The sequence below is a fragment of the Pseudomonas sp. MIS38 genome (assembly GCF_019891575.1).
GTDB lineage: Bacteria > Pseudomonadota > Gammaproteobacteria > Pseudomonadales > Pseudomonadaceae > Aquipseudomonas > Aquipseudomonas putida_A.
This window is the reverse complement of sequence record NZ_JAFLXF010000006.1, coordinates 165,229-191,613: the sequence shown is the minus strand read 5'-3', so window position 1 is coordinate 191,613 and position 26,385 is coordinate 165,229. Positions and strand designations below refer to the sequence as shown.

23 protein-coding genes and 2 pseudogenes are annotated in these 26,385 nt (G+C 58.6%); 19 read left to right on the top strand and 6 right to left on the bottom strand.

Going from position 1 to position 26,385, the window contains the following annotated elements; translation table 11 throughout:
- Positions 1-15: 15 nt before the first annotated feature.
- The 9 genes from J1G18_RS09915 to J1G18_RS09875 all read left to right on the top strand — a co-directional run bounded on the left by J1G18_RS09915 (position 16) and on the right by J1G18_RS09875 (position 10,501).
- Positions 16-921 (top strand): AraC family transcriptional regulator, encoded by a 906-nt coding sequence (locus J1G18_RS09915; RefSeq protein WP_135295871.1) that lies wholly within the window; start codon positions 16-18, stop codon positions 919-921.
- Positions 922-1,263: 342 nt separating this feature from the next.
- Positions 1,264-2,574, top strand: coding sequence for an ABC transporter substrate-binding protein (locus tag J1G18_RS09910; protein WP_103367022.1), 1,311 nt, complete (start codon positions 1,264-1,266; stop codon positions 2,572-2,574).
- A 155-nt stretch (positions 2,575-2,729) separates the two neighbouring features.
- Positions 2,730-3,656: a carbohydrate ABC transporter permease gene (locus tag J1G18_RS09905; protein WP_096796586.1), complete on the top strand. Its 927-nt coding sequence runs from the start codon at positions 2,730-2,732 to the stop codon at positions 3,654-3,656.
- Between the two features lie 8 nt (positions 3,657-3,664).
- A complete protein-coding gene (locus J1G18_RS09900) occupies positions 3,665-4,495 on the top strand; it encodes a carbohydrate ABC transporter permease (RefSeq protein WP_003225143.1) in 831 nt (276 codons plus the stop codon).
- A 164-nt stretch (positions 4,496-4,659) separates the two neighbouring features.
- Positions 4,660-5,763: an ABC transporter ATP-binding protein gene (locus J1G18_RS09895; protein WP_223007578.1), complete on the top strand. Its 1,104-nt coding sequence runs from the start codon at positions 4,660-4,662 to the stop codon at positions 5,761-5,763.
- 17 nt (positions 5,764-5,780) lie between these two features.
- Entirely contained in the window at positions 5,781-7,253 is a 1,473-nt protein-coding gene (locus J1G18_RS09890; protein ID WP_223007577.1) for a mannitol dehydrogenase family protein, read from the top strand.
- 135 nt (positions 7,254-7,388) lie between these two features.
- The gene (gene xylB / locus J1G18_RS09885) at positions 7,389-8,885 is read left to right on the top strand and encodes a xylulokinase (protein ID WP_223007576.1); all 1,497 of its coding nucleotides are present in this window, start codon (positions 7,389-7,391) and stop codon (positions 8,883-8,885) included.
- Positions 8,886-8,898: 13 nt separating this feature from the next.
- Positions 8,899-9,837 (top strand): carbohydrate kinase family protein, encoded by a 939-nt coding sequence (locus tag J1G18_RS09880; protein WP_223007575.1) that lies wholly within the window; start codon positions 8,899-8,901, stop codon positions 9,835-9,837.
- A gap of 46 nt (positions 9,838-9,883) precedes the next feature.
- Positions 9,884-10,501 carry a hypothetical protein gene (locus J1G18_RS09875; RefSeq protein WP_410477709.1) on the top strand — a complete coding sequence of 206 codons (618 nt, stop codon included), beginning with the start codon at positions 9,884-9,886 and terminating at the stop codon, positions 10,499-10,501.
- 143 nt (positions 10,502-10,644) lie between these two features.
- On the opposite strand, the gene J1G18_RS09870 is transcribed toward J1G18_RS09875, so the two are convergent.
- Complete coding sequence (locus J1G18_RS09870; RefSeq protein ID WP_223007573.1) at positions 10,645-11,946, bottom strand: OprD family porin; 1,302 nt, start codon at positions 11,944-11,946, stop codon at positions 10,645-10,647.
- Between the two features lie 374 nt (positions 11,947-12,320).
- On the opposite strand from J1G18_RS09870, the gene J1G18_RS09865 reads away from it, so the two are divergent.
- The 4 genes from J1G18_RS09865 to J1G18_RS09850 are packed head-to-tail and all read left to right on the top strand — an operon-like array spanning position 12,321 to position 18,222.
- Positions 12,321-14,393 carry a type VI secretion system tip protein VgrG gene (locus J1G18_RS09865; protein ID WP_223007572.1) on the top strand — a complete coding sequence of 691 codons (2,073 nt, stop codon included), beginning with the start codon at positions 12,321-12,323 and terminating at the stop codon, positions 14,391-14,393.
- Entirely contained in the window at positions 14,390-15,241 is an 852-nt protein-coding gene (locus tag J1G18_RS09860; protein ID WP_135295879.1) for a DUF4123 domain-containing protein, read from the top strand. Before J1G18_RS09865 ends, J1G18_RS09860 begins: the two co-directional genes overlap by 4 nt.
- A gap of 57 nt (positions 15,242-15,298) precedes the next feature.
- Complete coding sequence (locus tag J1G18_RS09855) at positions 15,299-16,087, top strand: hypothetical protein (protein WP_135295880.1); 789 nt, start codon at positions 15,299-15,301, stop codon at positions 16,085-16,087.
- 11 nt (positions 16,088-16,098) lie between these two features.
- A complete protein-coding gene (locus J1G18_RS09850) occupies positions 16,099-18,222 on the top strand; it encodes a lipase family protein (protein ID WP_135295881.1) in 2,124 nt (707 codons plus the stop codon).
- Between the two features lie 3 nt (positions 18,223-18,225).
- On the opposite strand, the pseudogene J1G18_RS27975 reads toward J1G18_RS09850, so the two are convergent.
- Positions 18,226-18,465 (bottom strand): annotated as a pseudogene (locus J1G18_RS27975) (hypothetical protein); the annotation flags it as partial.
- A gap of 168 nt (positions 18,466-18,633) precedes the next feature.
- Between J1G18_RS27975 and J1G18_RS09845 the strand changes: the two are divergent.
- Positions 18,634-18,903, top strand: a complete 270-nt coding sequence (locus tag J1G18_RS09845) for a DUF2790 domain-containing protein (RefSeq protein WP_223007571.1) — start codon at positions 18,634-18,636, stop codon at positions 18,901-18,903.
- A 90-nt stretch (positions 18,904-18,993) separates the two neighbouring features.
- Positions 18,994-19,392, top strand: a complete 399-nt coding sequence (locus J1G18_RS09840) for a hypothetical protein (RefSeq protein WP_134786482.1) — start codon at positions 18,994-18,996, stop codon at positions 19,390-19,392.
- Here the strand turns inward: J1G18_RS09840 and J1G18_RS09835 are convergent.
- A complete protein-coding gene (locus tag J1G18_RS09835) occupies positions 19,389-19,658 on the bottom strand; it encodes a DUF1652 domain-containing protein (protein WP_007964586.1) in 270 nt (89 codons plus the stop codon). The genes J1G18_RS09840 and J1G18_RS09835 overlap by 4 nt on opposite strands.
- A gap of 370 nt (positions 19,659-20,028) precedes the next feature.
- Between J1G18_RS09835 and eco the strand changes: the two genes are divergently transcribed.
- Complete coding sequence (gene eco, locus J1G18_RS09830; protein ID WP_223007570.1) at positions 20,029-20,514, top strand: serine protease inhibitor ecotin; 486 nt, start codon at positions 20,029-20,031, stop codon at positions 20,512-20,514.
- Between the two features lie 21 nt (positions 20,515-20,535).
- Positions 20,536-20,841, top strand: a complete 306-nt coding sequence (locus tag J1G18_RS09825; protein ID WP_003225174.1) for an NIPSNAP family protein — start codon at positions 20,536-20,538, stop codon at positions 20,839-20,841.
- A gap of 33 nt (positions 20,842-20,874) precedes the next feature.
- On the opposite strand, the pseudogene ilvA reads toward J1G18_RS09825, so the two are convergent.
- Positions 20,875-21,908: pseudogene (gene ilvA, locus J1G18_RS09820) on the bottom strand (threonine ammonia-lyase, biosynthetic); the annotation flags it as partial.
- 208 nt (positions 21,909-22,116) lie between these two features.
- Here ilvA and J1G18_RS09815 point away from each other — a divergent pair.
- The gene (locus J1G18_RS09815) at positions 22,117-22,452 is read left to right on the top strand and encodes a DUF2834 domain-containing protein (RefSeq protein WP_098964130.1); all 336 of its coding nucleotides are present in this window, start codon (positions 22,117-22,119) and stop codon (positions 22,450-22,452) included.
- Between the two features lie 147 nt (positions 22,453-22,599).
- Here J1G18_RS09815 and J1G18_RS09810 read toward each other — a convergent pair whose 3' ends face one another.
- The gene (locus J1G18_RS09810; protein ID WP_135295886.1) at positions 22,600-23,523 is read right to left on the bottom strand and encodes a magnesium transporter CorA family protein; all 924 of its coding nucleotides are present in this window, start codon (positions 23,521-23,523) and stop codon (positions 22,600-22,602) included.
- A 7-nt stretch (positions 23,524-23,530) separates the two neighbouring features.
- A complete protein-coding gene (locus tag J1G18_RS09805) occupies positions 23,531-25,105 on the bottom strand; it encodes a RimK family protein (RefSeq protein WP_047597122.1) in 1,575 nt (524 codons plus the stop codon).
- Positions 25,106-25,197: 92 nt separating this feature from the next.
- On the opposite strand from J1G18_RS09805, the gene rimI reads away from it, so the two are divergent.
- Entirely contained in the window at positions 25,198-26,307 is a 1,110-nt protein-coding gene (rimI, locus tag J1G18_RS09800) for a ribosomal protein S18-alanine N-acetyltransferase (RefSeq protein WP_223007568.1), read from the top strand.
- Positions 26,308-26,385 lie beyond the last annotated feature (78 nt).

The following is a 26,385-nucleotide window of genomic DNA, read 5'->3' as shown; positions in this document are numbered from 1 at the left end:
CAAGACGCATCGGACATGACTCGGGCAACCAGAATCACTGATCCCTCCTACGAACTGATGGACGACCATAACGGGTTGTCCATCATCTACCGTCAGCATGGTTTTCCGTGCCCGTTAGTGCGCTGGCATTTTCACAAGGAATACGAACTACACCTGATCGTCGCCAGTTCCGGCAAGGTCTTCATCGGCGACTACATCGGCAACTTTTATCCGCAAACACTGTTCCTCACCGGGCCCAATCTGCCGCACAACTGGATCAGCCAGGTGGCCGACGAAGAGGTGGTGGAAAAGCGCGACATGCTGGTGAACTTCACCGATGAGTTGTTCGACAGCGGGCACCAGGTGTTCGCCGAACTCAAGACTTTGGCGCCGCTACTGGAGCGTGCGCAATATGGCATCGAATTTCGCGACAAGGATACGATCCGTCAGGCCATGACGTTGATGCAGCGAATTGCCGACACACGCGGCGTAACCCGTCTAGGGCACTTTTTCATTCTGATGGAGCTGCTGGCAGCGACTGACGATTATCAATTGCTGTCCGGCGCCACTAACACGCAACTGGCCGACGAGCACAACATCGACCGCACCAACCGCGCAGTCGATTTCATCTTCGACCATTACGCCCGCGAATTGACCCTGGAAGAAGTCGCCGATCATCTGGGGATGAAGCCGACCTATTTCAGCCGCGTGTTCAAACAGGCCACCGGGCGCAACTTCATCGAGTTCGTCAATCGCCTGCGCATCAGTAAATCCTGCGAACTGCTGGCCGACGGCGACAAACCGGTGACCGAGGTGTGTTTCGAGTCGGGGTTCAACAACATTTCCAACTTCAATCGGCGCTTCCAGCAACTCAAGGGCATGACGCCGTCGCACTATCGACGCCTCGCTGTACAGCGCCTGACTGAACAAAACCTCGGCTGATATTACCGCCACTTGTAGGAGTGAGCCTGCTCGCGAAAGCGGGGTATCAGTCAACTGATCTGCAAATTGACACAGCGCTTTCGCGAGCAAGCCCGCTCCCACAAAAAGCATCCGACGCGATGAAACCTGTACTGATTCGATAGCCCCTCCCCACTGAAAAGCCCTTCCCTGCGTCTACCGCAACAAACCCCAGTGCAAAAAAGTATTGATTCGAGTGCGACGGATGATTTGTCAGTCCGTCGATTGAGGGCTGTAATCAGCGCACATTCTTCCTGCATTCGGAAGACACAAAAACAATAACTGTCCTTCTGCCGCCCGCCGGGTGCAGAAAAGGAGTGCACGATGCAACCCACTGCAAAAGCTCTGCTAGCCCTCACCTGCATGACCCTCAGCAGCGTCAGCCTTGGCGCCCAGACCCTGACCATCGCCACCGTCAACAACAGCGACATGATCCGCATGCAAAAGCTCTCGAAAACTTTCGAGTCCGAGCATCCGGAGATCAAGCTCAACTGGGTGGTGCTGGAAGAAAACGTCCTGCGTCAGCGCCTGACTACCGACATTGCCACTCAGGGTGGCCAGTTCGATGTGTTGACCATCGGCATGTACGAAGCGGCACTCTGGGGCGCCAAGGGCTGGCTCGAACCGATGAAGGATCTGCCGGCTTCTTACGCCCTCGACGACGTGTTCCCGTCGGTGCGCGAAGGGTTGTCGGTCAAGGGTTCGCTGTATGCCCTGCCGTTCTACGCCGAAAGCTCGATCACCTATTACCGCACCGACCTGTTCAAGGACGCCGGCCTGAGCATGCCCGAGCGCCCGACTTGGGAACAGATCGCCGGCTTCGCCGAAAAACTCACCAACAAGGATAAAGAGCAGTACGGCATCTGCCTGCGCGGCAAGGCCGGCTGGGGCGAGAACATGGCGTTGATCACCACTGTCGCCAATGCTTACGGCGCGCGCTGGTTCGATGAGAAATGGCAGCCGGAATTCACCGGCCCGGAATGGAAAAACGCGCTGAATTTCTACGTCGACACCATGAAGAAATCCGGCCCGCCGGGCGCCTCCAGTAACGGGTTCAACGAGAACCTGGCGCTGTTCAACAGCGGCAAGTGCGCGATCTGGGTTGACGCCAGCGTCGCCGGCTCGTTCGTCACCGACAAGACCCAGAGCAAGGTCGCCGATCACGTCGGTTTCACCTTCGCCCCGCATCAGGTCACTGACAAAGGTTCGGCGTGGCTGTATTCATGGGCACTGGCGATTCCGACCAGTTCCAAGGCCAAGGACGCCGCCAAAGCGTTCAGCGCCTGGGCCACCTCCAAGGAATACGGCGAACTGGTGGCCAAGACCGACGGCATCGCCAACGTGCCGCCGGGCACCCGCGCCTCGACCTACAGCGATGCTTACATGAGCGCCGCGCCGTTCGCCAAAGTCACGCTGGAATCGCTCAAGGCCGCAGACCCGAGCAAACCGACGCTGAAACCGGTGCCTTACATCGGCATTCAGCTGGTGACCATTCCTGAGTTCCAGGGCGTGGGCACCCAGGTCGGCAAGCTGTTCTCGGCGGCGCTGATCGGCCAGACCACGGTGGATCAGGCCCTGACCGCCGCGCAGCAGACCACCGAACGCGAGATGAAGCGCGCCGGTTATCCCAAGTAACCACTGAACGACTTGCTCCTGCCTCCTGTGGGAGCGGGCTTGCTCGCGAAAGCGGTGGGTCAGTGTCATGTGTATTGACTGACACGACGCCTTCGCGAGCAAGCCCGCTCCCACACGGGATCTCCATAGGTCTGTATGACTCGGTTGTGATCACCATGAATACTTCAACTGCCAAAGCCCACCTCGACTTGTCGCAACCCCAGCGCAAAGTCCGCGTACGCAATCCCGGCTGGTTTCTGGTCAGCCCTTCGGTGGCCCTGTTGCTGCTGTGGATGATCGTGCCGTTGGGCATGACCATTTACTTCTCGATGATTCGCTACAACCTGCTCGATCCGGGGGTGAACGAATTCGTCGGGCTGGAGAACTTCAGCTATTTCCTCACCGACTCCGGGTTCCTGCCCGGCGCCACCAACACCCTGTTGCTGGTGGGCAGCGTGCTGCTGATCAGCGTGGTGTTCGGGGTGTTGATCAGCGCGTTGCTTGAGGCCAGCGAATTTCTCGGTCGTGGCATCGTGCGGGTGATGCTGATCTCGCCGTTCTTCATCATGCCCACGGTCGGTGCGCTGATCTGGAAGAACCTGATTTTCCATCCGGTGTCGGGGATTCTCGCCTACGTCTGGCGGCTGTTCGGCGCCGAGCCGGTGGACTGGCTGGCGCACTACCCGCTGCTGTCGATCATCATCATTGTTTCGTGGCAATGGCTGCCCTTCGCGATCCTGATCCTGATGACCGCCATGCAGTCCCTCGACCAGGAACAGAAAGAAGCAGCGCGCCTCGATGGTGCCGGTCCGGTGGCGATCTTCTGGCACCTGACCCTGCCGCACCTGGCGCGGCCGATTGCGGTGGTGGTGATGATCGAAACGATCTTCCTGCTGTCGGTGTTCGCCGAGATTTTCACCACCACCAACGGCGGCCCCGGCTACGCCTCGACCAACCTCGCCTACCTGATCTACAACCAGGCGCTGGTGCAGTTCGACGTCGGCATGGCCTCGGCGGGCGGCTTGATTGCCGTGGTCATCGCCAACATCGCCGCGATCATTCTGGTGCGGATGATCGGCAAAAACCTGACTGACAAAGCCTGAGGCCCGCCATGACTCTTCAACAATCCCGCCGGCTGCAAAGCCTGCTGCTCGGCACCCTGGCCTGGGCCATCGCGATCGTGATTTTCTTCCCGATCTTCTGGATGGTGATGACCAGTTTCAAAACCGAAATCGACGCCTTCGCCACGCCGCCGCAGTTCATCTTCACGCCAACGCTGGAGAACTACCTGCACATCAACGAGCGCAGCGACTACTTCAGTTTTGCCTGGAACTCGGTGGTGATCTCGTTCAGTGCTACCGCTCTGTGCCTGTTGATCGCGGTGCCCGCCGCCTACTCGATGGCGTTCTACGAAACCCAGCGCACCAAAGGCACGCTGCTGTGGATGCTCTCGACCAAGATGCTGCCGCCGGTGGGCGTGCTGATGCCGATCTACCTGCTGGCCAAGAGTTTCGGCCTGCTCGACACGCGCATCGCGTTGATCGTGATCTACACCCTGATCAACCTGCCGATCGTGGTCTGGATGATTTACACCTACTTCAAGGACATCCCCAAAGACATCCTCGAAGCCGCCCGCCTCGACGGCGCCACCCTGTGGCAGGAAATGGTCCGCGTGCTGCTGCCGATCGCCAAGGGCGGCCTCGCCTCGACCGTGTTGCTGTCGCTGATCCTGTGCTGGAACGAGGCCTTCTGGTCGCTGAACCTGACCTCGTCGAAAGCCGCGCCGCTGACCGCGCTGATCGCCTCGTACTCAAGCCCCGAAGGCTTGTTCTGGGCCAAGTTGTCGGCAGTCTCGACCCTGGCCTGTGCGCCGATCCTGATCTTCGGCTGGATCAGCCAGAAGCAACTGGTGCGCGGCTTGTCGTTCGGTGCCGTGAAATGAATATTCGAGAACCAACACCTTCCCCTGTGGGAGCGGGCTTGCTCGCGAAAGCGGTGGGTCATCCAACAATGATCGTGACTGACACGGCCCCTTCGCGAGCAAGCCCGCTCCCACCAAAAGCATGCCCGGCGCCATTGAATTAACTTAAGCGGAGGCCCATCACCATGGCCAACCTGAAAATCAAGAATCTGCAAAAAGGCTTCGAAGGTTTTTCCATCATCAAGGGTATCGACCTTGAGGTGAACGACAAGGAATTCGTGGTCTTCGTCGGCCCGTCCGGCTGCGGCAAATCCACCCTGTTGCGGCTGATCGCCGGGCTGGAAGAGGTCAGCGGCGGCACCATTGAACTCGATGGCCGCGACATCACCGAAGTCAGCCCGGCCAAGCGCGATCTGGCGATGGTGTTTCAGACCTACGCGCTGTACCCGCACATGACCGTGAAGAAAAACATGTCGTTCGCCCTCGATCTGGCCGGTGTACCGAAAGCCGAAGTCGAGAAAAAGGTCGGCGAAGCGGCGCGCATTCTCGAACTCGGGCCGATGCTCGAGCGCAAGCCCAAACAGCTGTCCGGCGGCCAACGGCAACGGGTCGCCATCGGCCGGGCGATCGTGCGCAATCCGAAGATCTTTCTGTTCGACGAACCGCTGTCCAACCTCGACGCCGCGCTGCGCGTGCAGATGCGTCTGGAGCTGCTGCGTCTGCACAAGGACCTGCAAGCCACGATGATCTACGTGACCCACGATCAGGTCGAAGCGATGACCATGGCCGACAAAGTGGTGGTGCTCAACGGCGGCAAAATCGAGCAGGTCGGCTCGCCGCTGGACCTCTATCACAACCCGGCCAACCTGTTCGTCGCCGGGTTCCTCGGCACGCCGAAAATGGGTTTCCTCAAAGGCAAGATCGCCCGCATCGACGGCCAGACCTGCGAAGTCTCGCTGGACGCCGGCACGCGCATCACCCTGCCGTTCAACGCCGCCAACCTGAGCGTCGGCAGCGCCGTGACCCTAGGCATTCGCCCGGAACATCTGGAGCTGGCACAACCGGGCGACTGCACCCTGCAAGTCACCGCCGACGTCAGCGAACGCCTGGGCAGCGACACCTTCTGCCACGTCACCACCAACGCCGGCGAAGCCCTGACCCTGCGCGTGCGCGGCGACTTGGCAAGCCGCTACGGCGAGCAACTGAACCTGCACCTGGACGCCAGCCATTGCCACCTGTTCGACGCCGATGGCGTGGCGCTGACCCGCCCGCTTCGCGCCGCGGCCTGAATTTCGAGACCTGTCCGATGAAACTGAATGAACAAAACCTGCACCGCCTCGCCCCCGAGGTGCAACTGCCGTCCTACAGCCTCAGCGACACCCGTCAGGGCATCGCACACATTGGCGTCGGCGGCTTCCACCGCGCCCATCAGGCGTATTACACCGATGCGCTGATGAACACCGGCGAAGCCCTCGACTGGGCGATTTGCGGCGTCGGCCTGCGCGCGGAAGACCGCCGCGCCCGTGACGACCTCAAGGAGCAGGACTACCTGTTCACCCTGTTTGAACTCGGTGATAGCAATGACACCGAAGTCCGGGTGATCGGTGCGATCCGCGACATGCTCCTGGCCGAGGATGGCGCGCAGGCGCTGATCGACAAACTTGCCGATCCGCAGATCCGTATCGTCTCGCTGACCATCACCGAAGGCGGCTACTGCATCGACGACAGCAACGGCGAATTCATGGCGCACCTGCCGCAGATTCAACACGATCTGGCACATCCGCAGGCGCCGAAAACCGTGTTCGGTTTCCTCTGCGCGGCGCTGGAAAAACGCCGTGGCGCGGGCATACCGGCGTTCACGATCATGTCCTGCGATAACCTGCCGCATAACGGCGCGGTGACCCGCAAAGCCCTGCTCGCCTTCGCCACCCTGCGTGACCCGGGGCTGCGCGACTGGATCGAGCAGAACGTCAGTTTTCCCAACGCCATGGTTGATCGCATCACGCCGATGACCAGCACCGCGCATCGCCTGCAACTGGCCGACAAACACGCGGTGGACGATGCCTGGCCAGTGGTCTGCGAGCCGTTTGTGCAATGGGTGCTGGAAGACAAATTCGTCAATGGGCGCCCGGCCTGGGAACAGGTCGGCGTGCAGTTCACCGATGACGTATCGCCCTACGAAGAAATGAAGATCAAACTGCTCAACGGCAGTCACTTGGCGCTGACTTATCTGGGGTTTCTGAAGGGCTACCGCTTCGTTCACGAAACCATGAACGACCCGCTGTTCGTGCGCTACATGCGTGCGTACATGGATCTCGATGTCACCCCACAACTGGCGCCGGTACCGGGCATCGACCTGACCGACTACAAAAATACGCTGGTCGCGCGCTTCTCTAATCAGGCGATTGCCGATCAGCTGGAACGAGTGTGTTCAGACGGCTCGTCGAAGTTTCCCAAGTTCACCATTCCGACGATCAACCGCTTGATTACCGATGGCCAGGAGACCAAGCGCGCAGCGTTGGTGGTGGCGGCCTGGGCGTTGTATTTGAAGGGCGTGGATGAGAATGGCGACACTTATACGATTCCCGATCCACGGGCGGAATTCTGTCAGGGACTGGTGGCGGATGATGCGCTGATTACCCAGCGGTTGCTGGCGGTCGAGGAGATCTTCGGCACGGCGATTCCACGGTCGGCGGAGTTTGTTGCGGCGTTTGAGTGGTGCTGCAACAGCTTGCGCGAGGTGGGGGTGACGCGCACGTTGGAGCGGGTTTTGGCCTGAATTCAGCGGTGAAACCACCGACGCCTTCGCGAGCAAGCCCGCTCCCACAGGGGAACGCGTTTCAAAATGTGGGAGCGGGCTTGCTCGCGAATGGCAGCCTCACCTTGGCAGATCTGAAACCCTGAGGACCTCACTGTGACCACCCGACAACTCTTCCTCGGCATCGACTGCGGCACCCAGGGCACCAAGGCGATCATCCTCGATGCCAGCAACGGTCAGGTGCTCGGCGAAGGCGCGGCCACGCACACGATGATCAGCGGCGCCAATGGCCGGCGCGAGCAGGACACCCAACAGTGGCTCGACGCCTTCGCCCTCGCCACCCGCCGCGCCTTGCTCTTAGCCAATGTTGACGGTCAGGCGATCCTCGGCATCGGCGTATCCGGCCAGCAACACGGTCTGGTGCTGCTCGACGATCAGGGCCAGGTGCTGCGTCCGGCCAAGCTGTGGTGCGACACCGAAACCACCGATGAAAACGACCGTCTGCTCAAACACCTGGGCGGCGAACAAGGTTCGCTAGAGCGCCTGGGCGTGGTCATCGCGCCGGGCTACACCGTATCGAAACTGCTTTGGACCAAAGAGCAGCACCCGGAGGTGTTCTCGCGTATCGCGCGCATTCTGCTGCCCCACGATTATCTGAATTACTGGCTCACCGGCCGCGCGTGCAGCGAATACGGCGACGCCTCCGGCACCGGCTATTTCAATGTGCGCAGCCGTCAGTGGGACTTGCAACTGCTGCGCGACATCGACGCCACGGGTCGCCTGCAAGCCGCGTTGCCGGAGCTGATCGACGCGCATCAGGCGGTCGGCACGCTGCTGCCGGCGATTGCCGAACAGCTCGGCCTCAACCCGAATGCACAGGTTTCCAGCGGCGGTGGCGACAACATGATGGGCGCCATCGGCACCGGCAATATTCAGCCGGGAGCGATCACCATGAGCCTCGGTTCCTCCGGCACGGTGTACGCCTACGCTGAGGCGCCGAAGGTCAGCGCGGATGCTTCGGTCGCGACGTTCTGCTCATCCAGCGGCGGCTGGCTGCCGCTGATCTGCACCATGAACCTGACCAACGCCACCGGTGCGATCCGCGAACTGTTCGACCTTGATCTCGAACAATTCAACGACCTCGTGGCCCAAGCACCGATCGGCGCCGAAGGCGTGAGCATGTTGCCGTTCCTCAACGGTGAACGCGTCCCCGCACTGCCCCATGCCACCGGCAGCCTGCACGGCCTGACCCTGAGCAACCTGACCCAGGCCAACCTGTGTCGCGCCGTGGTAGAAGGCACCACCTTCGGTTTGCGTTATGGACTGGATCTGTTGCGCCACAATGGTTTACAAAGCCGCAGCATTTGCCTGATCGGCGGCGGTTCGAAAAGCGCGGTGTGGCGGCAGATCGTCGCCGACATCATGAACACCCCGGTAATCTGCACCGAACACAGCGAAGCCGCAGCCCTCGGCGCGGCGATTCAGGCGGCGTGGTGCAAGTCATGGTCGAACGGCCACGAAGACACTTTGGCCGATCTGTGCCAGCGCTGCGTGAAGCTCGATCTGCACAGTGAAACCCTGCCGGTCGCCGCCCATGTCGCGGCGTTCCAGCAGGCCTATGAACGCTATCAACAGCATGTCGCAACCCTATAAAGAGCAAACAATTATGTATTTGGTGTGTGGCGAAGCTCTGTTCGATTTCTTCAGCGAAGACGATGCCAGCGGTCTGGCCTCGAAGGTGAATTTCAAGGCGATTGCCGGCGGCTCGCCGTTCAACGTCGCGGTCGGCTTGCGCCGTTTGGGTGTGGATTCGGCGCTGTTTGCCGGGCTGTCTACCGACTATCTCGGCCGGCGTTTGCAGCAAGTGCTGCAGGAAGAAGGCGTGCGTGCGGACTACCTGATCGACTTCGCCGCGCCAACCACGCTGGCGATGGTCGCGGTCGGCGCCAACGGTTCGCCGCATTACAGTTTTCGCGGCGAGGGCTGTGCTGATCGCCAATTAAGCCTCGCCCATCTGCCGCAACTGGACGCTGAAGTCCGTGGTCTGCACATCGGCTCGTTCTCGCTGGTGGTGCAACCGATCGCCGACACCCTGCTGACCCTGGTGCAGCGCGAAAGCGGCAAGCGCCTGATCACCCTCGACCCCAACGTACGCCTGAACCCGGAGCCAAACATTGACCTGTGGCGCGAGCGTGTGGCGACCCTGGTGCAACTGGCCGACATGATCAAGGTCAGCGACGAAGACCTGAGCCTGTTGTATCCCGAGCAGGAGCCAAAACGCGTGATCGAAGGCTGGCTGCAGCATCGCTGCCAGTTAGTGTTCCTCACCCGTGGCGGCGAAGGCGCGACGGTGTTCAGTCGCGCCCACGGTTCGTGGTCAGTACCGGCATGTTCAGTGAAGATCGCCGATACCGTCGGCGCCGGCGATACCTTTCAAGCAGCGCTGATTACCTGGTTGACCGAGCAAGCACTGGATTCGGTGGAAGGGGTTCAACAACTCAGCCGCGAGCAGATCGACGCGATGCTCAGGTTTGCCGTACAGGCGGCCGCCCTTACGTGCAGCAAGACCGGTCCGGATTTGCCCTATCGTCACCAGTTGAGCTGAGCGCGTAGACTGTCGGCCTTTTTGCGCGCATGGGGATGACGGTTTGATGTCGGGGCGGACGGCGGGACTTTTGATACTGGCGGGATTACTCAGCGGCTGCGGCACCTCGCCGCCGCGTTCGCCGGAAGACATCTGCGCGATCTTCCGCGAGAAAAGCGACTGGTACGATGCGGCGCAAGTCACGCAGAAACGCTGGGGCGTACCGATCCAGGTGCCCTTCGCGATCATGTATCAGGAGTCCGGCTACCGCTACGACGCCAAGACGCCGCGTAAATACCTGTTGTGGGTGATTCCGTGGGGCCGGGTGTCGACGGCCTCCGGCTATGCCCAGGCCAAGGATGAAGTCTGGGCCGATTACCAGAAAAGCACCGGCCGACACGGCGCCGACCGCGAAGACTTCGATGACGCCATCGACTTCGTCGGCTGGTACATGGACAAGACCACTTCGATCAACGGCGTGTACAAGTACGACGCCTATAACCAGTACCTGAACTACCACGAAGGCTGGGGCGGCTTCCGCAACAAGACCTACGCCAGCAAGGCCTGGCTGATGCCGACTGCACGCAAGGTACAGGCGCGTTCCGATGTGTATGCGCGGCAGTATGCCGGGTGCAAAGAGGATCTGAATCGCGGCTTCTGGAGCCGGTTCTGGCATTGGTTGTAGGGGAGCCTGTGAGGACGCCTTCGCGAGCAAGCCCGCTCCCACAGGGGATCAGTGCCGAGCACAAAATTTGTGTTCACCCATGATCCAATGTGGGAGCGGGCTTGCTCGCGAAGGCGGTCATCCAGACACTGCAGCCCTCACAGTTACAACACCGAAAAGTTGTAACTCACAATCAACCGGGTCTCATCCACATCCCGGGCAAACTTTTCATAGTTGGTGCGGTAAGTCGCATTGCGCAGGCGCAGGCTGACATCCTTGAACGTGCCCGTCTGGATCACGTACTTCAACTCGCTGTCGCGTTCCCACTCTTTGCCCTCCTGATCACTGCCCGGCACCTTGATGTGATCACCGTTGACATAGCGGGTCAGGAAGCTCAGGCCGTTGATGCCGATGGCCTTGAAGTCATAGTCATAACGCAGCTGCCAGGAGCGTTCCTGCGCCGCGGCGAAGTCGTTGACCTGCACGTAGTTGACCAGATACGGATTGCTGCCATCGAGGTACGGCATCGAATTGTCGCCGTTCATGCGCTGCCAGCCGGCGCTGAAGGTGTGGCCGCTGATGCCGTACGAGAGCATGCCGCTCAAGGCGCGGTTGTCGATGGAGCCGGCCTTGGCATCACCGCTGTCGGCGCTTTTCAGCAAACGCAGATCGGCCTTCAGCACACCGTCACCCAGCGGTTGGTTGCCGAGCAAGCCAATGAAGTGCTGGCGATAGATGTCTTCCAGCTCGGCGTAGTGATACTGCGCGGTCAGGCGATCGTTGATCTTGTAATCGATGCCGTACATGTCGAAATGATCGGCGGTAGTGTTGCAGGCGTAGCGCTTGTTCTTACAGTGCACGCGGATGTCTTGCGAATCGGTGGAATCGCGCGCGGTGTACTTGTCCAGACGCGCGGCCATGAAGGTCAGATCCTTCACTTCCCTGGAGGTCAGCATGGCGCCGTTGAACATGGTCGGCAGCAAGCGGCCGTCGTTGTACTTGAGCAGCGGTAGATCCGGCAGCAGTGCGCCGTACTTCAACACCGTGTCCGAAACCTTGACCTTGGCGGTCAGGCCCATTTTCGCGTACTGGCCCTTCGAGCCGCGCGGGTTCTCGCCGCTGGACGGCAACAAGCCGCTGTTGCTGCGATCGGGGCTGGAGTCGAGCTGAAACCCGAGCATGCCCAGCGCATCGATACCGAAGCCGACCGTGCCTGCGGTGTAACCCGATTGCAGATTGAGGATAAAGCCTTGCGCCGATTCTTCACGCTTGGAAGCGCCCTGGTCACTGGAGGTATGCCCATCACGGAAATCGCGGTTGAAGTACACCGTGCGCGATTCGATTTTCGCCGTGGTGTCTTCGAGAAAACCACTGGCCTGAACCTGCGCGGCAAAACCGGCGCACAGCACAACGGCGCCGAAGCCAAACGACTGGCGCGGGGTGATGAGAGGGAATGGGGGACGCATGAAAAACTCCAACAGTACAGCGTTTGCGCCGGGGCGCAGTCAGCCAGAAAAATAGCTCCCGTCCCGGGTCAAAAACAGCCGGGAAGAAGTGGACACGCAGGGGTGAGTTGCAATGATGGCAGATGGCTTTTACGGGTTGAAGGCGACTTTAGTCTGAAACTGACTGGCGATTCTTCGGCCTGCGATGGGCTCAAATCATGCGCTGACCAAGGGCTCACGACTGCGAAGCCCCCGGTTTCATTGGGTTTAAACGCCGTCATAGGGGTTTTCCCTATACAGCGCGGGACCCCTCTCTACGGCATTTGCGCCTTGAACGAGGCGGTTTAATCCTCCATCATCCGTCACCTGCTTATTCAATGGACGGAATTCAAGGCATGCTGGACGCCAACGCTACCCACATTACCCTTACCCTCGAAGGCGCCTCCGCCGACCTGCAAGTGCTGAGCTTCACTGGTCGCGAAGCCCTCAACGAGCCTTTCCGTTTCGACCTCGAACTGGTCAGCGCCCGCCCCGACCTCAAACTCGAAGAGTTGCTGCACAAGCCCGGCGTCCTGACCTTCGGCGCCACCGGCGAAGGCAAGATTCATGGCCTGGTGTATCGCATCGAACAAGGCGATTCCGGCAAGACCCTGACCCGCTACAGCATCAGCCTGGTGCCGCAACTGGCCTATCTGCGGCACAACCATGACCAGCAGATTTTCCAGAACCTCACGGTGCCGAAGATCATCGCCCAGGTCCTCGAAGATCGCGGCATTCTGGCCGACGCTTACAGCTTCCAGCTCAACGCCGAGTACCCGCAGCGCGATTACTGCGTGCAGTACGACGAGTCCGACCTGCATTTCATCCAGCGTCTGTGCGAAGAGGAAGGCATTCACTTCCATTTCCAGCACAGCAGCAGCGGGCACAAACTGGTGTTCGGCGACGATCAGACAGTGTTCCGCAAACTCAAGGCCGTGAGCTACCAGCAAGACTCCGGCATGAGCGCCGATAAACCGGTGATCAAGCGCTTCAACCTGCGCCTGGAAACCCGCACCACCCGCGTCAGCCGCCGCGACTACGACTTCGAAAAACCGAAGATCCTGCCCGAAGGCGCGGTCAAATCCGAGTTCGCCCCGGACCTTGAGGACTACGATTACCCCGGCCGCTTCACCACCCGCGAGCGCGGCAAATTCCTCTCGACCCGCGCCCTCGAACGTCATCGCAGCGACTACAAACTCGCCGAAGGCAAAGGTGACGAACCGACCCTGACCAGCGGCCACTTCCTGACCCTGGCCGAACACCCGCGCGCTGAATGGAACGACCTGTGGCTGCTGCTGGAAGTCTTCCACGAAGGCAAACAACCGCAAGTGCTCGGTGAAAACGTCACCAGCGACGTCACCGACAACAAAAGCGATTTCCACCAGGGCTACCGCAACAGCTTCCTCGCCACCCCGTGGGACGCGCACTACCGCCCTGCCCTCGAACACCCGAAACCCAAAGTCCTCGGCAGCCAGACCGCAGTCGTCACCGGCCCGGCCGGTGAAGAAATCCACTGCGACCAGTACGGCCGCATCAAAGTCCAGTTCCACTGGGACCGCGACGGCCAGTCCGACGACAAAACCACCTGCTGGCTACGCGTCGCCAGCGGCTGGGCCGGCGCCGCCTACGGCGGCATCGCCATCCCGCGCATCGGCATGGAAGTCCTCGTCACCTTCCTCGAAGGCGACCCCGACCAGCCACTTGTCACCGGCTGCCTGTACCACAAGGAAAACGTCGTCCCCTACGACCTGCCGGCAAACAAGACCCGCAGCACCTTCAAAACCCTCAGCTCCCCGGGCGGCAAGGGCTACAACGAGTTTCGGATTGAAGACAAAAAGGGTGCCGAGCAGATCTACATCCATGCGCAGCGCGATTGGGACGAGAACATCGAGCACGACCAGAAGATCCGCGTGGGCAATGAGCGGCATGACACGGTTGAGGCCAACACCCTGAGCGAATTCAAGGTTGAGGAGCACCGGATTACCCATCTGGATCGGGTGAGTGAGATGCGGGCGGATGATCACCTGACGGTGGGCGTGACGCAGCATTTGAAGGTCGGTACGGCGCAGTTTGTCGAGGCCGGGACGGAGATTCACTATCACGCGGGTGAGAAAGTAGTAATCGAGGGTGGCATGGAGCTGACCGCCAAGGCGGGCGGGAGTTTTGTGAAGGTGGATGCCGGTGGTGTGACCATCAGCGGGGCTGAGGTGAAGGTGAATACCGGTGGTGCGCCGGGTGTGGGGACCGGGATCGGGATTCTGGAACCTGTCATACCGTGGGCCGCAGCGAAAGACAAAGCAGGTGCCCTGCTCGTCCCGGCCGCCGCACAAATGGCCTTGGCCAAAGCCGCTCGCGCGGCCGGCGACATACGTTGCCCGATCTGCGAAGCCTGCCGCGAAGGCAAATGCGATCTGGGAGCCACAGCATGAGCGAAGTACTCAACAACTGGCTAGGCGAACAGTCCAGACTCAATCGCGTGCTGATTCTGGCACTGGACAGCCTCGCCGAACCCAATCCGGTCACCTCGTTGTACAGCGCCGGCGTCATGCAACGCTCGGTACAACTCTATCGCCGTACCGAATACGCGCAGTTCGCCGCCATCAGTCCATGGCTAACTGAACTGCAGAACCCGGGCAATGATGCTTTCCGCAAACTGCTCGATGAGCCACAGCGGAACTGGGGCTGGATCGGTAGCATGGACAAGGCTGATCTCGACAGTCTGACTCAGCACTGGATTGCCCGTATGGTCATCGACGAAGACGGCGGGCGCTCGCTGTTCCGTTTTCAAGACAACCGGGTTCTGGCCCGCTGCCTGGGCAACATGAAGGAAACCGAATGGCCGCTGCTGCTCGGGCCAATCAGCAGCGTGCTGTATTGGGACCAGGATCAGTGGAAAAGTGCAGATAACAGTAGGCCTGGGATGTATCCGGTGCCGAATCCGGCACCATGGCTGCAAGTACCCACCCCACCGGAAAGAACCCGCGAAATCTTGCGTGCCAACCTGAAGCGTTGGCTGCTGGTGAATCACGCCGAAACCGCCGCGAAACTTTCAGAAGCCCAGCCCATCCTCGAATGGCTTGAAGAGCAGATGGACCTGCTTGAAGGCTGGCGATGGAGTACTCCAGAGCAACGGGAGTTCATGTTGACCCTGCGCCTTGATCCCAAGAATGCCAAGGATATGGCTTGGCAACCCTTACCGGGGGAAACGCCGGAGGAGCATTTTGAGCGGTGCGAGCGCTTTTTCGCCCAATACAGCGATGACCTTGCACTGAATTGAATTCGAGATTGGGCGTCACCTGCTCGAAATGACCGCCACGAGACAAAGGACAATCAAATGCTTCATCGCAATACTTCCAATGGGTTTCGCAGCTTGCTGATTGGGCTGAGTGCGATTGGAGCAACTGGCTGTTCGGTTGCTCAGGAGGACAGTTTTACTTTGGTGACTGAGCTTCCGCCGGGGTTCGAGGTGAAGGGTGAAGCTATCTATACTCCTCGCACTGGAGAAACCTGCAAAGTCCCGCCAAAAAGTGGCAAGAATCATCCAGGGTCAAAAATTTTCAAACAGGAACCAAGTGAAAAAGCTCAGACAGCGCATTTTACGATCCCACTTTCAAGCTCGGGAGACGGCTGTCCTTTGGTTTTGAAGCGTTTTGATTACGAAGTAGATGCGAAATACGGTGCTGCCAGACTTAACTTAGGGCGAGATTACACCAGCATTGCGTTTGAAGACGCCAAAGCAAATAGCCAGCCCTCCCCCTCACATCTCTCATTAAAAAGAGAATGCGAGTGGTTGTTCCGCACAATCGGATCAAATCGATACATAACAAAAATATTGAAATGCAAAGCCATAGAAACTTCGCAACCCGAAAAAGACTCTGCCACCAGTTCTATTTCACGAGCTCAATTGGCTGGAAAAACGCTTACTGTAGAATTCTCCCTTTCCAAAGAGGAGCGCCCCTACATGGGCGATACGTGGATTAAATTTCCAGAGGGATGGAAGCGTTGCATGGGCGAAAATCTTGATGATCAATACGGATTTTGTCGCGGCAACACAAAAGACTTCAAGTCTTTTAAAATGCCTGACGGTCGCGAGTGCACTGTGTACCCAAACTGTACTGAATAAGGATATTTTTTATGGCATCACAAAAAACTTGCGACCCCATGTTAAGCGGAAAGTCGGAAGCATGCCCATTGCGTGGCGACTGGATCAGCTTTCAACTGGTTGATGAAAATGGCGACGGCAAGCCGTACGCTGGCCTTGGTTACGTCTTGAGCGATAGCGCTCATCAACAATATGTCGGCGTACTGGATGCAAATGGCTCGGCCAAGGTCATGAACCACTATCAAGGACCTGTTGTACTCACTGTTGACAGCCCTTACAAAGGTACGGATAACCTCTACAGTGCTCTATCTCAACGGAGTAGCTATCCTCTTCCAATTACTGAGCTCCAGGTACGAGCAGAGAAAACGCGCTTTGTAAAAAAGGATGGTACACGCGTTGAAAATAACCCTGCAAAGAATAACGCTCAGCAATTTTTTCACGTCGAAGTTAAAGACCTTGTAAGCAAATCCGCTCACTTGCCCCCTTACTCAACCAGAAAGTACCCACCAAATTTCAGCCTGCTTAAAATCATGGGCGACTTGGGATTTGGCCCAGAGGAGTCAGAGCTTCGCGGAGTTGCATTATTACCTAACAAGCATGCCGTGCTTGAGGTCAGACCATTACGTGCTTTTCGGCCAATACTTTCGAAAGACAACAAGTTCAGCGCATTGAATCTTTATCAATTGTCTTTATTTGCTGCCTTAAGCTATTGCAATTTCGGTCAATCACCAGCTGAAAACCCCAAAGATACGGTTAGCTTTCCTCTTGACCCTAGTGTCGGGAATATGTTTGCTGAAGGGATGGCTAGCTACAAGGAGCCATGGAAAGTTAACGCAGAACAGGCAAAAGCTTACTACCCTTTATATGAAGATGTTCCTTATTCGAAACGATTCGAGATTCTGCCTTTCGACCCGGCACTTTATGATCAGAACAAACCTGACTTAAATGAAAAACAAGAGCACCCTGCAAAACTGCACTTCTTTGACGACAGCAATGAAGGAACCAACACTCAAGCCTTCATAACTCATCATGACGAAATCATATTGATTGCCGTCCGGGGCACATTGGAACTTGTCGACTTCATACGTGATACCGATGCTGAGCAGATTCCCTTTGCAGCGGGTGTCGGCAAGTCTCACCAAGGCTTTTACGAGGCTTACGAAGCATTGAGTAAACTTGTCGAGATTTATCTCGGCCAATTTCACACTGGGCAAAAGATAATTATCTGCGGGCACAGCTTGGGGGGAGCAATCGCCACACTCCTTGCTGAGTCCTTGAGACGGCACCCAAATGGTTATGACATTTTGCTTTATACCTACGGCTCGCCAAGAGCCGGCGATGCCGAGTTCGTGGAGGGTGCAGCAGCTTTGGCGCATCACCGCATGGTCAACGACAACGACCCAATCCCGAGTGTTCCCGCGCCTTGGATGAACACTAGAAAAAGCGTCTGGATACCTGGACTGGTACTCAGCTTCATTACAGCGCCTCTAGGTGCTCTTATTTTCGCTCTGGGGTTGACGCGAATCGGAGGAGCACCTTATGAGCACCAAGGGGAGTTGCGCCATTTCATGCCGGTGCATTTCAAGGGGCGCGAACAATCTGCTGTGCTCTGGAACCCCGGATGCGAATCCATCGAAGAAGCCGCCTGTACACGAGCGTTGAAAAAGTTCGGCGACTTACCTGATCGTGCCATGTTTATCCAGCAACTGTTCCAGATGTCTGACCACTACATGGTCCCATCCTATATTCCAAATGCGTGGGCGACACTTCGCCGATGGCAGCAAACTCAAGATGCCGGTCGTACAGTAGTGACCAAGACTGAATACGATCAGATCTACTATCAGTTGCAGGAAATGCAGGAACGCTTGAAGGCCAAGGAGGCTGAGCTAAATCATTCTTTTCAGCCTGATCGCCGAACTGTTCTACAGCAAATCAATTCGCTCCGAGCTGAGATGGGGCGCATCGATACGTCAAGACAACGACTGCACACCCTCAGCTTCCAAAAAATCACGCCTGAAGATATCTATGGCTCAGCGACTCAAGGGCCAGAACATGACATCAATATCGAACGCTGGCTGGCGAAGAAAGAGAACAATGTAGAGGTTCAGCTGGCCATGATTCCTCAGGCGGGCAGCGCTCAGTTGAGAACCGCGTGATTTCTCTTGCTGCACAACCTGCGACAAATCATTGCCATCCTGCGCCAGCGATACAGCCCGTGCTTAATGCGTGAAACGTCCTGAACATCGCTGTGCCTGAAGCACACGGAATGCAGGGTTTCAAGCAGATCGCTGCGCGCGCGGATGTGCTGGATGGCGGGGATGCCGGGGGTTGGCTTCGGTATTGATGACCATCGGCGCGCTGTCGGTGACAACCGCTGTTGATTTGCTCGATTCAGCCAGGTCATCCCTCTCTTCCAGACAGCCGGCGTTCAGCCAGGTTAACCATCGCTTAACGCCGCAGTCCAAGACTGTACTGAACCGCACACCTCAGCTCCTGGCTGACGCCGAGTGCGGCAGGTTCGGCTGTATGGCGCCGAACGCTTATTCCGTCGCACGGGAGTCCAATTCATGAACATTCGCACGCTATTGTTTACCTCCGCCCTCGCCTGCACCGCGTTCGCCGGGCTGGCTCAGGCCAATGACACCAACGCTGCTACCCAGCCCGTTCCTTACCAGTACGGCATGCCGTTGCATGTGAACAAAGTGATCTCGCTGACCGAGCCACAGACTCAGCAGTGCAAGGTCATCACCGCCGACATGAAGTACATCGACAATGCAGGCAAGCCGGCGGAAATCACCTACCGGAAAATGTCTGACGCCTGCAGCTTCCAGAACTGACAGAAGGCTCTGATTTGCGGCTTTGCGGTAGGCGGTGAAGGGCTCGCGGGTTATGCTCGGGGTCACTTCTCACTGCCGCAAGGACTCGCCATGCAGTTGTCGTTTCGCACGTTGTCGATCATCACGTCTTTGTTGTGTTTCGTGCTCGCGCTGGCTTGGGGCTTTTTCCCGCAGGTGTTGCTGGCGATCTGGAGCATTGAGTATTCGTTCGCTGCCGGTTTTGTAGCGCGGCGCAGTGCGGTGCTGTTTGCGGCGTTGGGGGTGATGTTTTATCTGGTGCGCAGCGCGCCGCCGTCGCTGGGTCGCAATGCCCTGAGTAACGGGTTTATCGTCGGTTGTTTTGGTTTGGCGGTACTGGGTTTTGGCGAATGGCTGAACGGCCATGCTGGCCCCGGGATTCTGCTCGCGGTGCTGGTCGAGTTCGCGCTGGGCCTTGGCTTTGTGCAGGCCCGGCGCGTGACGGTCGAACTGGGTGAAACGGTGAGTTAAAGCGCTCTGGAGCGAGGACTGTAATGCTGTGGTGTGGTTTGTTGCGCCAGATCCGAACGCAGGCCGGCAATCAGTTCATTGATCTCGCGACAGCCATTGAGATGGCTGGCGTCGATACCGCTGACGTGCAGATCAACCTGGTCAGTCTGGTGGTCACCGAAGACCTTGACGGTCATCGACAGGTCTGGCGACAGCGTGCACTGGCAGCGTTTAGGCAAAAAACTGCTTTCAATGATATTGCGTAGTTCCAAGGCAGACAGAAACATGGTGAACCTCTCCTTATTGATGAAACTGCCAATCAACTCTTCACGTTGACCGCTTTTGCTGCCCCTGCACGGGTGTGTCCCCGCTGATTCCCTGGTGCGGCAAACGGTTGTACTGCGAAATGCCCATTGGAGTGTAGGCGCCCGAAGCCGGTGCGCTGCACCAAAGCGACGCATAAAACGTGCCTTTCATCGGGTCATTTCGACCCTCATGAAATCAAGCACTTGGCGCGGTGGCCAGCAGTTGGCCAGTTGCAAAATGCAAGATCGACCCTCCTGAGCACTGCAATTTGCAAGTCGACGCCAGTTTGCATTCATCGCTGATGACAGTGAGAATGCCCGACATCCACCCTACACCCGCCAGGAGGCTTTCATGGGTTCTTTACGCGCTCGCGCGACAGTCGGTCTGCTCGTTGCCGGCCTGTCTACCCTCGCCCACGCGGCCAAACTCGAAGACGTCGCGCCGTATCCCAAGGCGGAAAACGGCTTCACCCGCCAAGTCATCTACCTGCCCAAACAGGATCAGGAGGAGAACTTCCAGGTTGAAGTGCTCGCCGGCAAAACCCTGGAAGTCGACTGCAATCGCCAGCGCCTGGGCGGCGCTCTGGACGAGAAAAACCTCGAAGGCTGGGGCTATCCGTTCTACCGCCTGGAAAAAGTCATTGGCCCGATGAGCACGCTGATGGCCTGCCCACCCGGCACCGCGAAGAAACGCGCCTTTGTCCCGGTTGTCGGTGACGGCTTCATGCTGCGCTACAACAGCAAGCTGCCACTGGTGATCTACGCCCCGAAAGATGTCGAGGTGCGCTATCGCATCTGGTCGGCTTCGGACAAGGTCGGCACTGCTATTGCGGAATGACCTGAACAGGGAGCACCAAACTTGATTACCTGCCATGTGCGATACGTGATCGATCCGTACCAATTGACCGAGTTCGAGGCCTACGCCAAGGCCTGGCTGGGCATCGTCGAGCGCTTGGGCGGCACGCATCACGGCTATTTCCTGCCCTCCGAGGGCGCGAGCAACATCGCTTATTGCCTGTTCAGCTTTCCTTCGCTGGCCGATTACGAAAGCTACCGGCACATCGCGCTGACCGACCCGGAAAGCACGGCGCTGGTGGAATCACTGGTGCAGAAGAAATTCATCGTCAGCTACGAGCGCAGTTTCCTGCGCCCACTGCTGCCCTGAGTGTTATCACGCCGGGACGCCGCCGCACACCGCGGCGCGCTCGGCGACATGGCGCAGGCTGTCGAAGTTTATATTCGCGCCGGAGTCGATCGCGACGAAGGTCTGCCCGCGAACACCGGTGCGTCCCACGTATTGCTTGATGCCGGCCACCGCCAATGCCCCGGAAGGCTCGGTGATCGAGCGGGTATCGTCGTAGATATTCTTGATCGCCGCGCACAGCTCGTCATTGCTGACGGTGACCACCTCGTCCACGCAAAACCTGCACACCTCAAAACCATAAGCGCCGATCTGCGCCACCGCCACGCCATCGGCGAACGTTCCGACACTGGGCAACACAACGCGCGCATCCGCTTGCAGCGCCGCCTTCAGGCAGGCCGAGTGCTCCGATTCGACACCGATGATCCGCACCTCCGGACGCAGGTATTTGACGTACGCCGCGATGCCGGCAATCAGGCCGCCCCCGCCCACCGGAACGAAGATCGCATCCAGCGGCCCCTGATGCTGACGGAGGATTTCCATGGCAACCGTGCCTTGGCCGGCGATCACGTCCGGGTCGTCGAATGGAGAGACAAAAGTGCGCCCGGTCTGCTCGGCCAGTTGCAGCGCATGGGCCAGGGCAAACGGAAAACTCTCGCCGTGCAGCAGCGCCTCGGCACCCCGACTTCGTACCCCAAGCACCTTGAGTTCGGGGGTGGTCGAGGGCATGACGATGGTCCCCGCGATCCCCAGCTCCCGCGCTGCCAGCGCCACGCCTTGGGCATGGTTGCCCGCCGAAGCGGTGATCACCCCGCTTGCTTTCTGCGCATCGCTCAATTGCACCAGCTTGTTGTAGGCGCCACGGATCTTGAAGGAGAACGTCGGTTGCAGGTCTTCGCGCTTGAGCAGGATCCGGTTGCCCAGCGCCTCGGACAGCGCAGGCGCCGCTTGCAACGGCGTGCGCACAGCAATGTCGTAGACCGGCGCGGCGAGGATCCTTTTCACGTACTGCTCAAGCAGGGCTTGCTGGTCGGGGCTGTGCGGCATGATCGTCTCCTGACGTTTTGATCAGAACCCCGGAGACAGAAAATGAAAACCCGCCTCTAGGGCGGGTTGGGTGCTGCAGTCGTGAGCTAGCCCGCCAAATAAGGAATGGCGGTAATAATGCTTGGCTGGCAACGCAATACGGTGGAAGTCATGGGCCTGAAATTAGCCCGGCGGCGGCCGGCGAGTCAATGGCTTATTTGCGGACACCAAGGTAGGCTGGCGATTCTGCTCATCACCCCAAGGAAGGAATGCATGATGTCTGTCGCCCTGCCCCTCACTGCGTTGATTGCGTTTACTGGCTACACCGTATCGGTGATGCTCCAGGCCGAACAGTCGTTGATCGACTTCGGTATCAGCCTGATGTCGCGTCCGGACACGGCGCAGGTGGTGATTGATCTGTATCTGCTGGCGACGCTGGCCGGGGTATGGATGGTCAAGGATGCGCGAGCGCGAGGAATGTCGATCTGGTCGGTGGTGCCGTATCTGTTGCTGACGGCGGTGTTTGTGTCGATTGGGCCGTTGTTGTATCTGGTGGTGCGTGGGGTTCGGGAGCGCCGGAAAGTGATTGTGCCAGATCCAGCGGGCTGATCCTGAGCCTCCGGTGCTGCTGAAATAGCTTTCGCGAGCAAGCCCTCTCCCACAAGGGATTTGTATCAGGCACAGATCCCCTGCCAACCCGCAATCCACTGTGGGAGCGGGCTTGCTCGCGAAGGTGTCAGCTCAGGCACCGATCAATCACTGGGCCAGCCGCCGCAGCCCCAACAACATCCCCCCCGCCCCCAACAACATCACCAGCAGAAACAACGGGTAAGAAATCCACCACGGCGTGCCTGCCGTCATCATGCTGAACTCGGACATCCCGCCAATGCTCGCAATCAGGTTCAACGGCAGAAACACCACGTTGATCAACGTCAACTTGCGCAGCAGGTTGTTCATGCTGTTATTCATCAAGTTGCCGCGCGCATCGATCAGCCCCGAGAACACCGTGGAGTAGATCTCCGCCTGCTTGTAGCACTGGTTATTCTCGATGATCAGGTCGTCGATCAGCCCGATCGCTTCACTGCCGAAATGCTGTTTTTCCGCGTGATTGCGCAGCCGCGTCAGCACCGCGCCGTTGCTGTGCAGAGCATTTATGTAATAGATCAGGCTTTCGCTGAGGTTGAACATCTGCACCAGATGCTGGTTCTGCATCGAGGCGTTGAATTTCTGTTGAAGCTCGCGGGCCACCAGTTTGATCACCTTCAGATGGCCGAGGTAGTGATGGATGTTGTTGAACAGCAAATCGAGCAGCACATCCAGCGGTGCATTGAGCGGCTGGCGCGTGCCGATGCCGTGCAGCGGCGTGTCGTCGGTGGCGATCACCAGCAGTTGCCCGGGCGCGAACAGCAGGCCGCAGGACGACACCTCAAACGCCAGGCTGCCACCGCCGGAATAGTTTTCCGGACGTTTCCAGATCAGGAACAAGTGATCGGGGTGAAACTCGATTCGCGAAACCTCGTCCGGGTCCAGCGCCGAGGCCAACGCGTGTTCGTCGACCTTGTAGTGGCTGTGCAGCAAATCGCGCTCGGCCGCATCGGGATTGCTGAACAGCATCACCTCGGCGTCCAGCCGCTCGACCCGCTGCAGCGCGCCATGACTCAATGCGAAACTGCTGATCATCGGCGCTTCACCAGGCCTGGCCGCGACGCTTGAGCTCCAGCCGTCGCACGAACTCCTCCAGCACCAGTGAATACAGATCGTCCTGCAAGTAGGCGTCTTCGATACCGGCATCGAGGTTGGGGTTGTCGTTGACCTCGATCACCACCACTTTGTCGCCAGCCTGTTTCAGGTCCACGCCGTAGAGGCCATCGCCGATCAGGTTGGCGGTCTTGACGGCCAGTTCCACCACCGCTCGCGGCGCCTCGTGCACGGCCAGGGTGCGACACTCGCCGTTGATGTCCTGGCCCTTGGCTTTGTGGTTGTAGATTTGCCAGTGTCCCTTGGACATGAAGTATTGGCAGGCGAAGATCGGTTTGCGGTTGAGCACGCCGATGCGCCAGTCGTACTCGGTGTAGAAAAACTCCTGAGCCAGCAGCAACACCGAGTGCTCGAACAGTTCGGCGGTGGCTTCGAGCAACGCCTGCTGGCTTTCGACCTTGATCACTCCGCGAGAAAAACAGCCATCGGGGATCTTCAGCACCAGCGGAAAACCGAGGCGTTCGCCGACCCGCTCGAAGTCTTCCGGTCGTTCCTTGTAGAGAATTTCGGTGGCGGGCATGCCCAGTTGATGGCTGTTGAGCAGGTCGGTCAGATACACCTTGTTGGTGCAGCGCAGGATCGACGTCGGATCATCCATGACCACCAGCCCTTCGCTTTCGGCTTTTTTTGCAAAGCGATAGGTGTGGTTGTCGACGCTGGTGGTTTCGCGGATCAGCAAGCCGTCGTACTCGGCGATCCGCGCGTAATCCTTGCGTTCGATCAGCTCGACATCGATGCCCATGCGCTTGCCGACCCGGACGAAATTTTCCAGTGCCTTGGCGTTGGATGGCGGCAAGGCTTCCTGCGGATCGTGCAGGATCGCCAGGTCGTAACGCGCCACTTGTGGCGAGCGTGGCGCCCGCCAGACTTTACGGCTGAAGCCGTCCAGCGCATTGGCGAACTGGTCTTCCTGATCGTCGCGCAACTTGTGCAGCGCGCCGGACTTTATGCCTTCGATGTGCCAACCGTTAGTTCGACGAAATTCAACTAACAGAATCGGGCACGGAAACACTTCAAACAATTGCCGGGCCAGATCCTGCAGCGGCTCGATATGGGTCTTGCCGAAGTAAAGTGTCAGGGTAAAACCTTCGGTATCGCTGTAAAGGTGATGACTGAGGGCTTTTTCCAGGGTTTTATCTAGGTCGTCCAGTGCCAGACCGTAAAGCGATTTTTTCGTCAGTTCGCTGATCGTACGCACCGATGGAATTACTTTGTGGCCGCGGGCTTCAGCCAGCAGCGAGCAGTAGTAACCGTGGCCCAGGTACTTGTAGCTGCGGCACAGATTGATCACCTGCACCCGCTTGCCCGGCTCGCTGTCACGGGTTTGCTCGAGGTATTCCTGAGCCGTGACGATGTCCTCGCTGGGAAAGTACGAAGCCCAGTCTTCCTTGCGTTCGACGATAATCAACACTTGACTGGAAGTTCTGATGGCTGGATTTAAAAAAGTTGCCGCCGGCAAACTTTGCTCGGATACTTCGCGCCAATGACCCTGTACCGCTGACATAGAGATTGATCCGTTGGAGAACAAGACCATTTCTATTAAGCACGAAGTTTTTCGAAAGTCCCGTTTCGTTACGCAACTTTTACGGTGGTCATATGAATGCTGTTTTTCGTTTGGCGGTAGTTGAAGATCTGCCAGCGCTGCTGGCCCTGGAAATGCAATGTTTCACCACCGACCGGCTCACCAGCCGCAGCTTTCAATGGATGATCACCCGCGCCCATGCGCAGCTAATGGTCGCCGAGATCGACGGTCGATTGCTCGGCTACGCACTGGTGCTGTTTCATCGCGGCACCTCGCTGGCGCGCCTGTACTCGATCGCCATTGCCGGGGAAGCTCGCGGCAGCGGATTGGGCAAACAGTTGCTGCAACGTATCGAGGCCTGCGCCGTCGAGCATGACTGCGCATACCTGCGCCTGGAAGTGCGTATCGACAACCCCACCGCCATCGCGCTTTACGAGCGCAACGGCTACCGACGCTTTGCGTTGATTCACGATTACTACGAAGACCACGCCGATGCGTTGCGTCTGGAAAAGCGCATTGTTCAGCACCGTGACTCGCGCAACATCAAGGTGCCCTATTATCCGCAAACCACTGAGTTCACCTGTGGCCCGGCCTGCCTGCTGATGGCCATGGGCGCGCTGCAACCTGAGCGCTTGCTGGAGCGGCGTGAGGAATTGCAGATCTGGCGTGAAGCGACCACGGTGTTCATGACCTCCGGCCATGGTGGCTGCAGCCCCCAGGGCTTGGCACTGGCGGCCTGGCGACGGGGTTTTAAGGTGCGTTTGCAGCTGAGTATGGCCGGGCCATTGTTCCTCGATGGCGTGCGCGATGAGCATAAAAAAGACGTCATGCGCCTGGTGCACGAGGAGTTCACTGCGCAAATGCACGAAACCGACATCGATCGGCAGATTGGCACCCACCTGGATTTGCCGAAGTTGTTACAGGGTGGCGGACAGCCTCTGGTGCTGATCAGCAGCTATCGCCTGACCCGCTCCAAATCACCGCATTGGGTCATGGTGACCGACTGCGATGAAGATTTTGTGTATCTGCACGATCCGGATATCGATCACAGCCAGCATCGTCAGCCGATGGACTGCCAGCACGTGCCGGTCAGCCATGGCGAGTTTGAGAAGATGAGTCGGTTTGGTCGGGGGAAATTGCGGGCGGCGGTGGTTTTGTATGCCCGGAATGAAATCTCTGGCTGACCCGTTGTAGTGAGGGGATTTAGCGAAACGTCGCACCGCCCCGATGGCGCGCGAAGCGGGCCCTCCTGAATTTTTAAG

Bases quoted from the DNA above. Each gene is read 5' to 3' on its own strand.
- J1G18_RS09845 (WP_223007571.1), top strand. From the start codon at position 18,634: ATGAACATTCGCACGCTATTGTTTACCTCCGCCCTCGCCTGCACCGCG.
- J1G18_RS09895 (WP_223007578.1), top strand. From the start codon at position 4,660: ATGGCCAACCTGAAAATCAAGAATCTGCAAAAAGGCTTCGAAGGTTTT.
- J1G18_RS09815 (WP_098964130.1), top strand. From the start codon at position 22,117: ATGATGTCTGTCGCCCTGCCCCTCACTGCGTTGATTGCGTTTACTGGC.
- eco (WP_223007570.1), top strand. From the start codon at position 20,029: ATGGGTTCTTTACGCGCTCGCGCGACAGTCGGTCTGCTCGTTGCCGGC.
- J1G18_RS09865 (WP_223007572.1), top strand. From the start codon at position 12,321: ATGCTGGACGCCAACGCTACCCACATTACCCTTACCCTCGAAGGCGCC.
- J1G18_RS09900 (WP_003225143.1), top strand. From the start codon at position 3,665: ATGACTCTTCAACAATCCCGCCGGCTGCAAAGCCTGCTGCTCGGCACC.
- J1G18_RS09905 (WP_096796586.1), top strand. From the start codon at position 2,730: ATGAATACTTCAACTGCCAAAGCCCACCTCGACTTGTCGCAACCCCAG.
- J1G18_RS09890 (WP_223007577.1), top strand. From the start codon at position 5,781: ATGAAACTGAATGAACAAAACCTGCACCGCCTCGCCCCCGAGGTGCAA.
- J1G18_RS09875 (WP_410477709.1), top strand. From the start codon at position 9,884: ATGTCGGGGCGGACGGCGGGACTTTTGATACTGGCGGGATTACTCAGC.
- J1G18_RS09840 (WP_134786482.1), top strand. From the start codon at position 18,994: ATGCAGTTGTCGTTTCGCACGTTGTCGATCATCACGTCTTTGTTGTGT.
- J1G18_RS09850 (WP_135295881.1), top strand. From the start codon at position 16,099: ATGGCATCACAAAAAACTTGCGACCCCATGTTAAGCGGAAAGTCGGAA.
- J1G18_RS09860 (WP_135295879.1), top strand. From the start codon at position 14,390: ATGAGCGAAGTACTCAACAACTGGCTAGGCGAACAGTCCAGACTCAAT.
- J1G18_RS09910 (WP_103367022.1), top strand. From the start codon at position 1,264: ATGCAACCCACTGCAAAAGCTCTGCTAGCCCTCACCTGCATGACCCTC.
- J1G18_RS09810 (WP_135295886.1), bottom strand. From the start codon at position 23,523: ATGATCAGCAGTTTCGCATTGAGTCATGGCGCGCTGCAGCGGGTCGAG.
- rimI (WP_223007568.1), top strand. From the start codon at position 25,198: ATGAATGCTGTTTTTCGTTTGGCGGTAGTTGAAGATCTGCCAGCGCTG.
- J1G18_RS09835 (WP_007964586.1), bottom strand. From the start codon at position 19,658: ATGTTTCTGTCTGCCTTGGAACTACGCAATATCATTGAAAGCAGTTTT.
- J1G18_RS09855 (WP_135295880.1), top strand. From the start codon at position 15,299: ATGCTTCATCGCAATACTTCCAATGGGTTTCGCAGCTTGCTGATTGGG.
- J1G18_RS09870 (WP_223007573.1), bottom strand. From the start codon at position 11,946: ATGCGTCCCCCATTCCCTCTCATCACCCCGCGCCAGTCGTTTGGCTTC.
- J1G18_RS09880 (WP_223007575.1), top strand. From the start codon at position 8,899: ATGTATTTGGTGTGTGGCGAAGCTCTGTTCGATTTCTTCAGCGAAGAC.
- J1G18_RS09805 (WP_047597122.1), bottom strand. From the start codon at position 25,105: ATGTCAGCGGTACAGGGTCATTGGCGCGAAGTATCCGAGCAAAGTTTG.
- J1G18_RS09915 (WP_135295871.1), top strand. From the start codon at position 16: ATGACTCGGGCAACCAGAATCACTGATCCCTCCTACGAACTGATGGAC.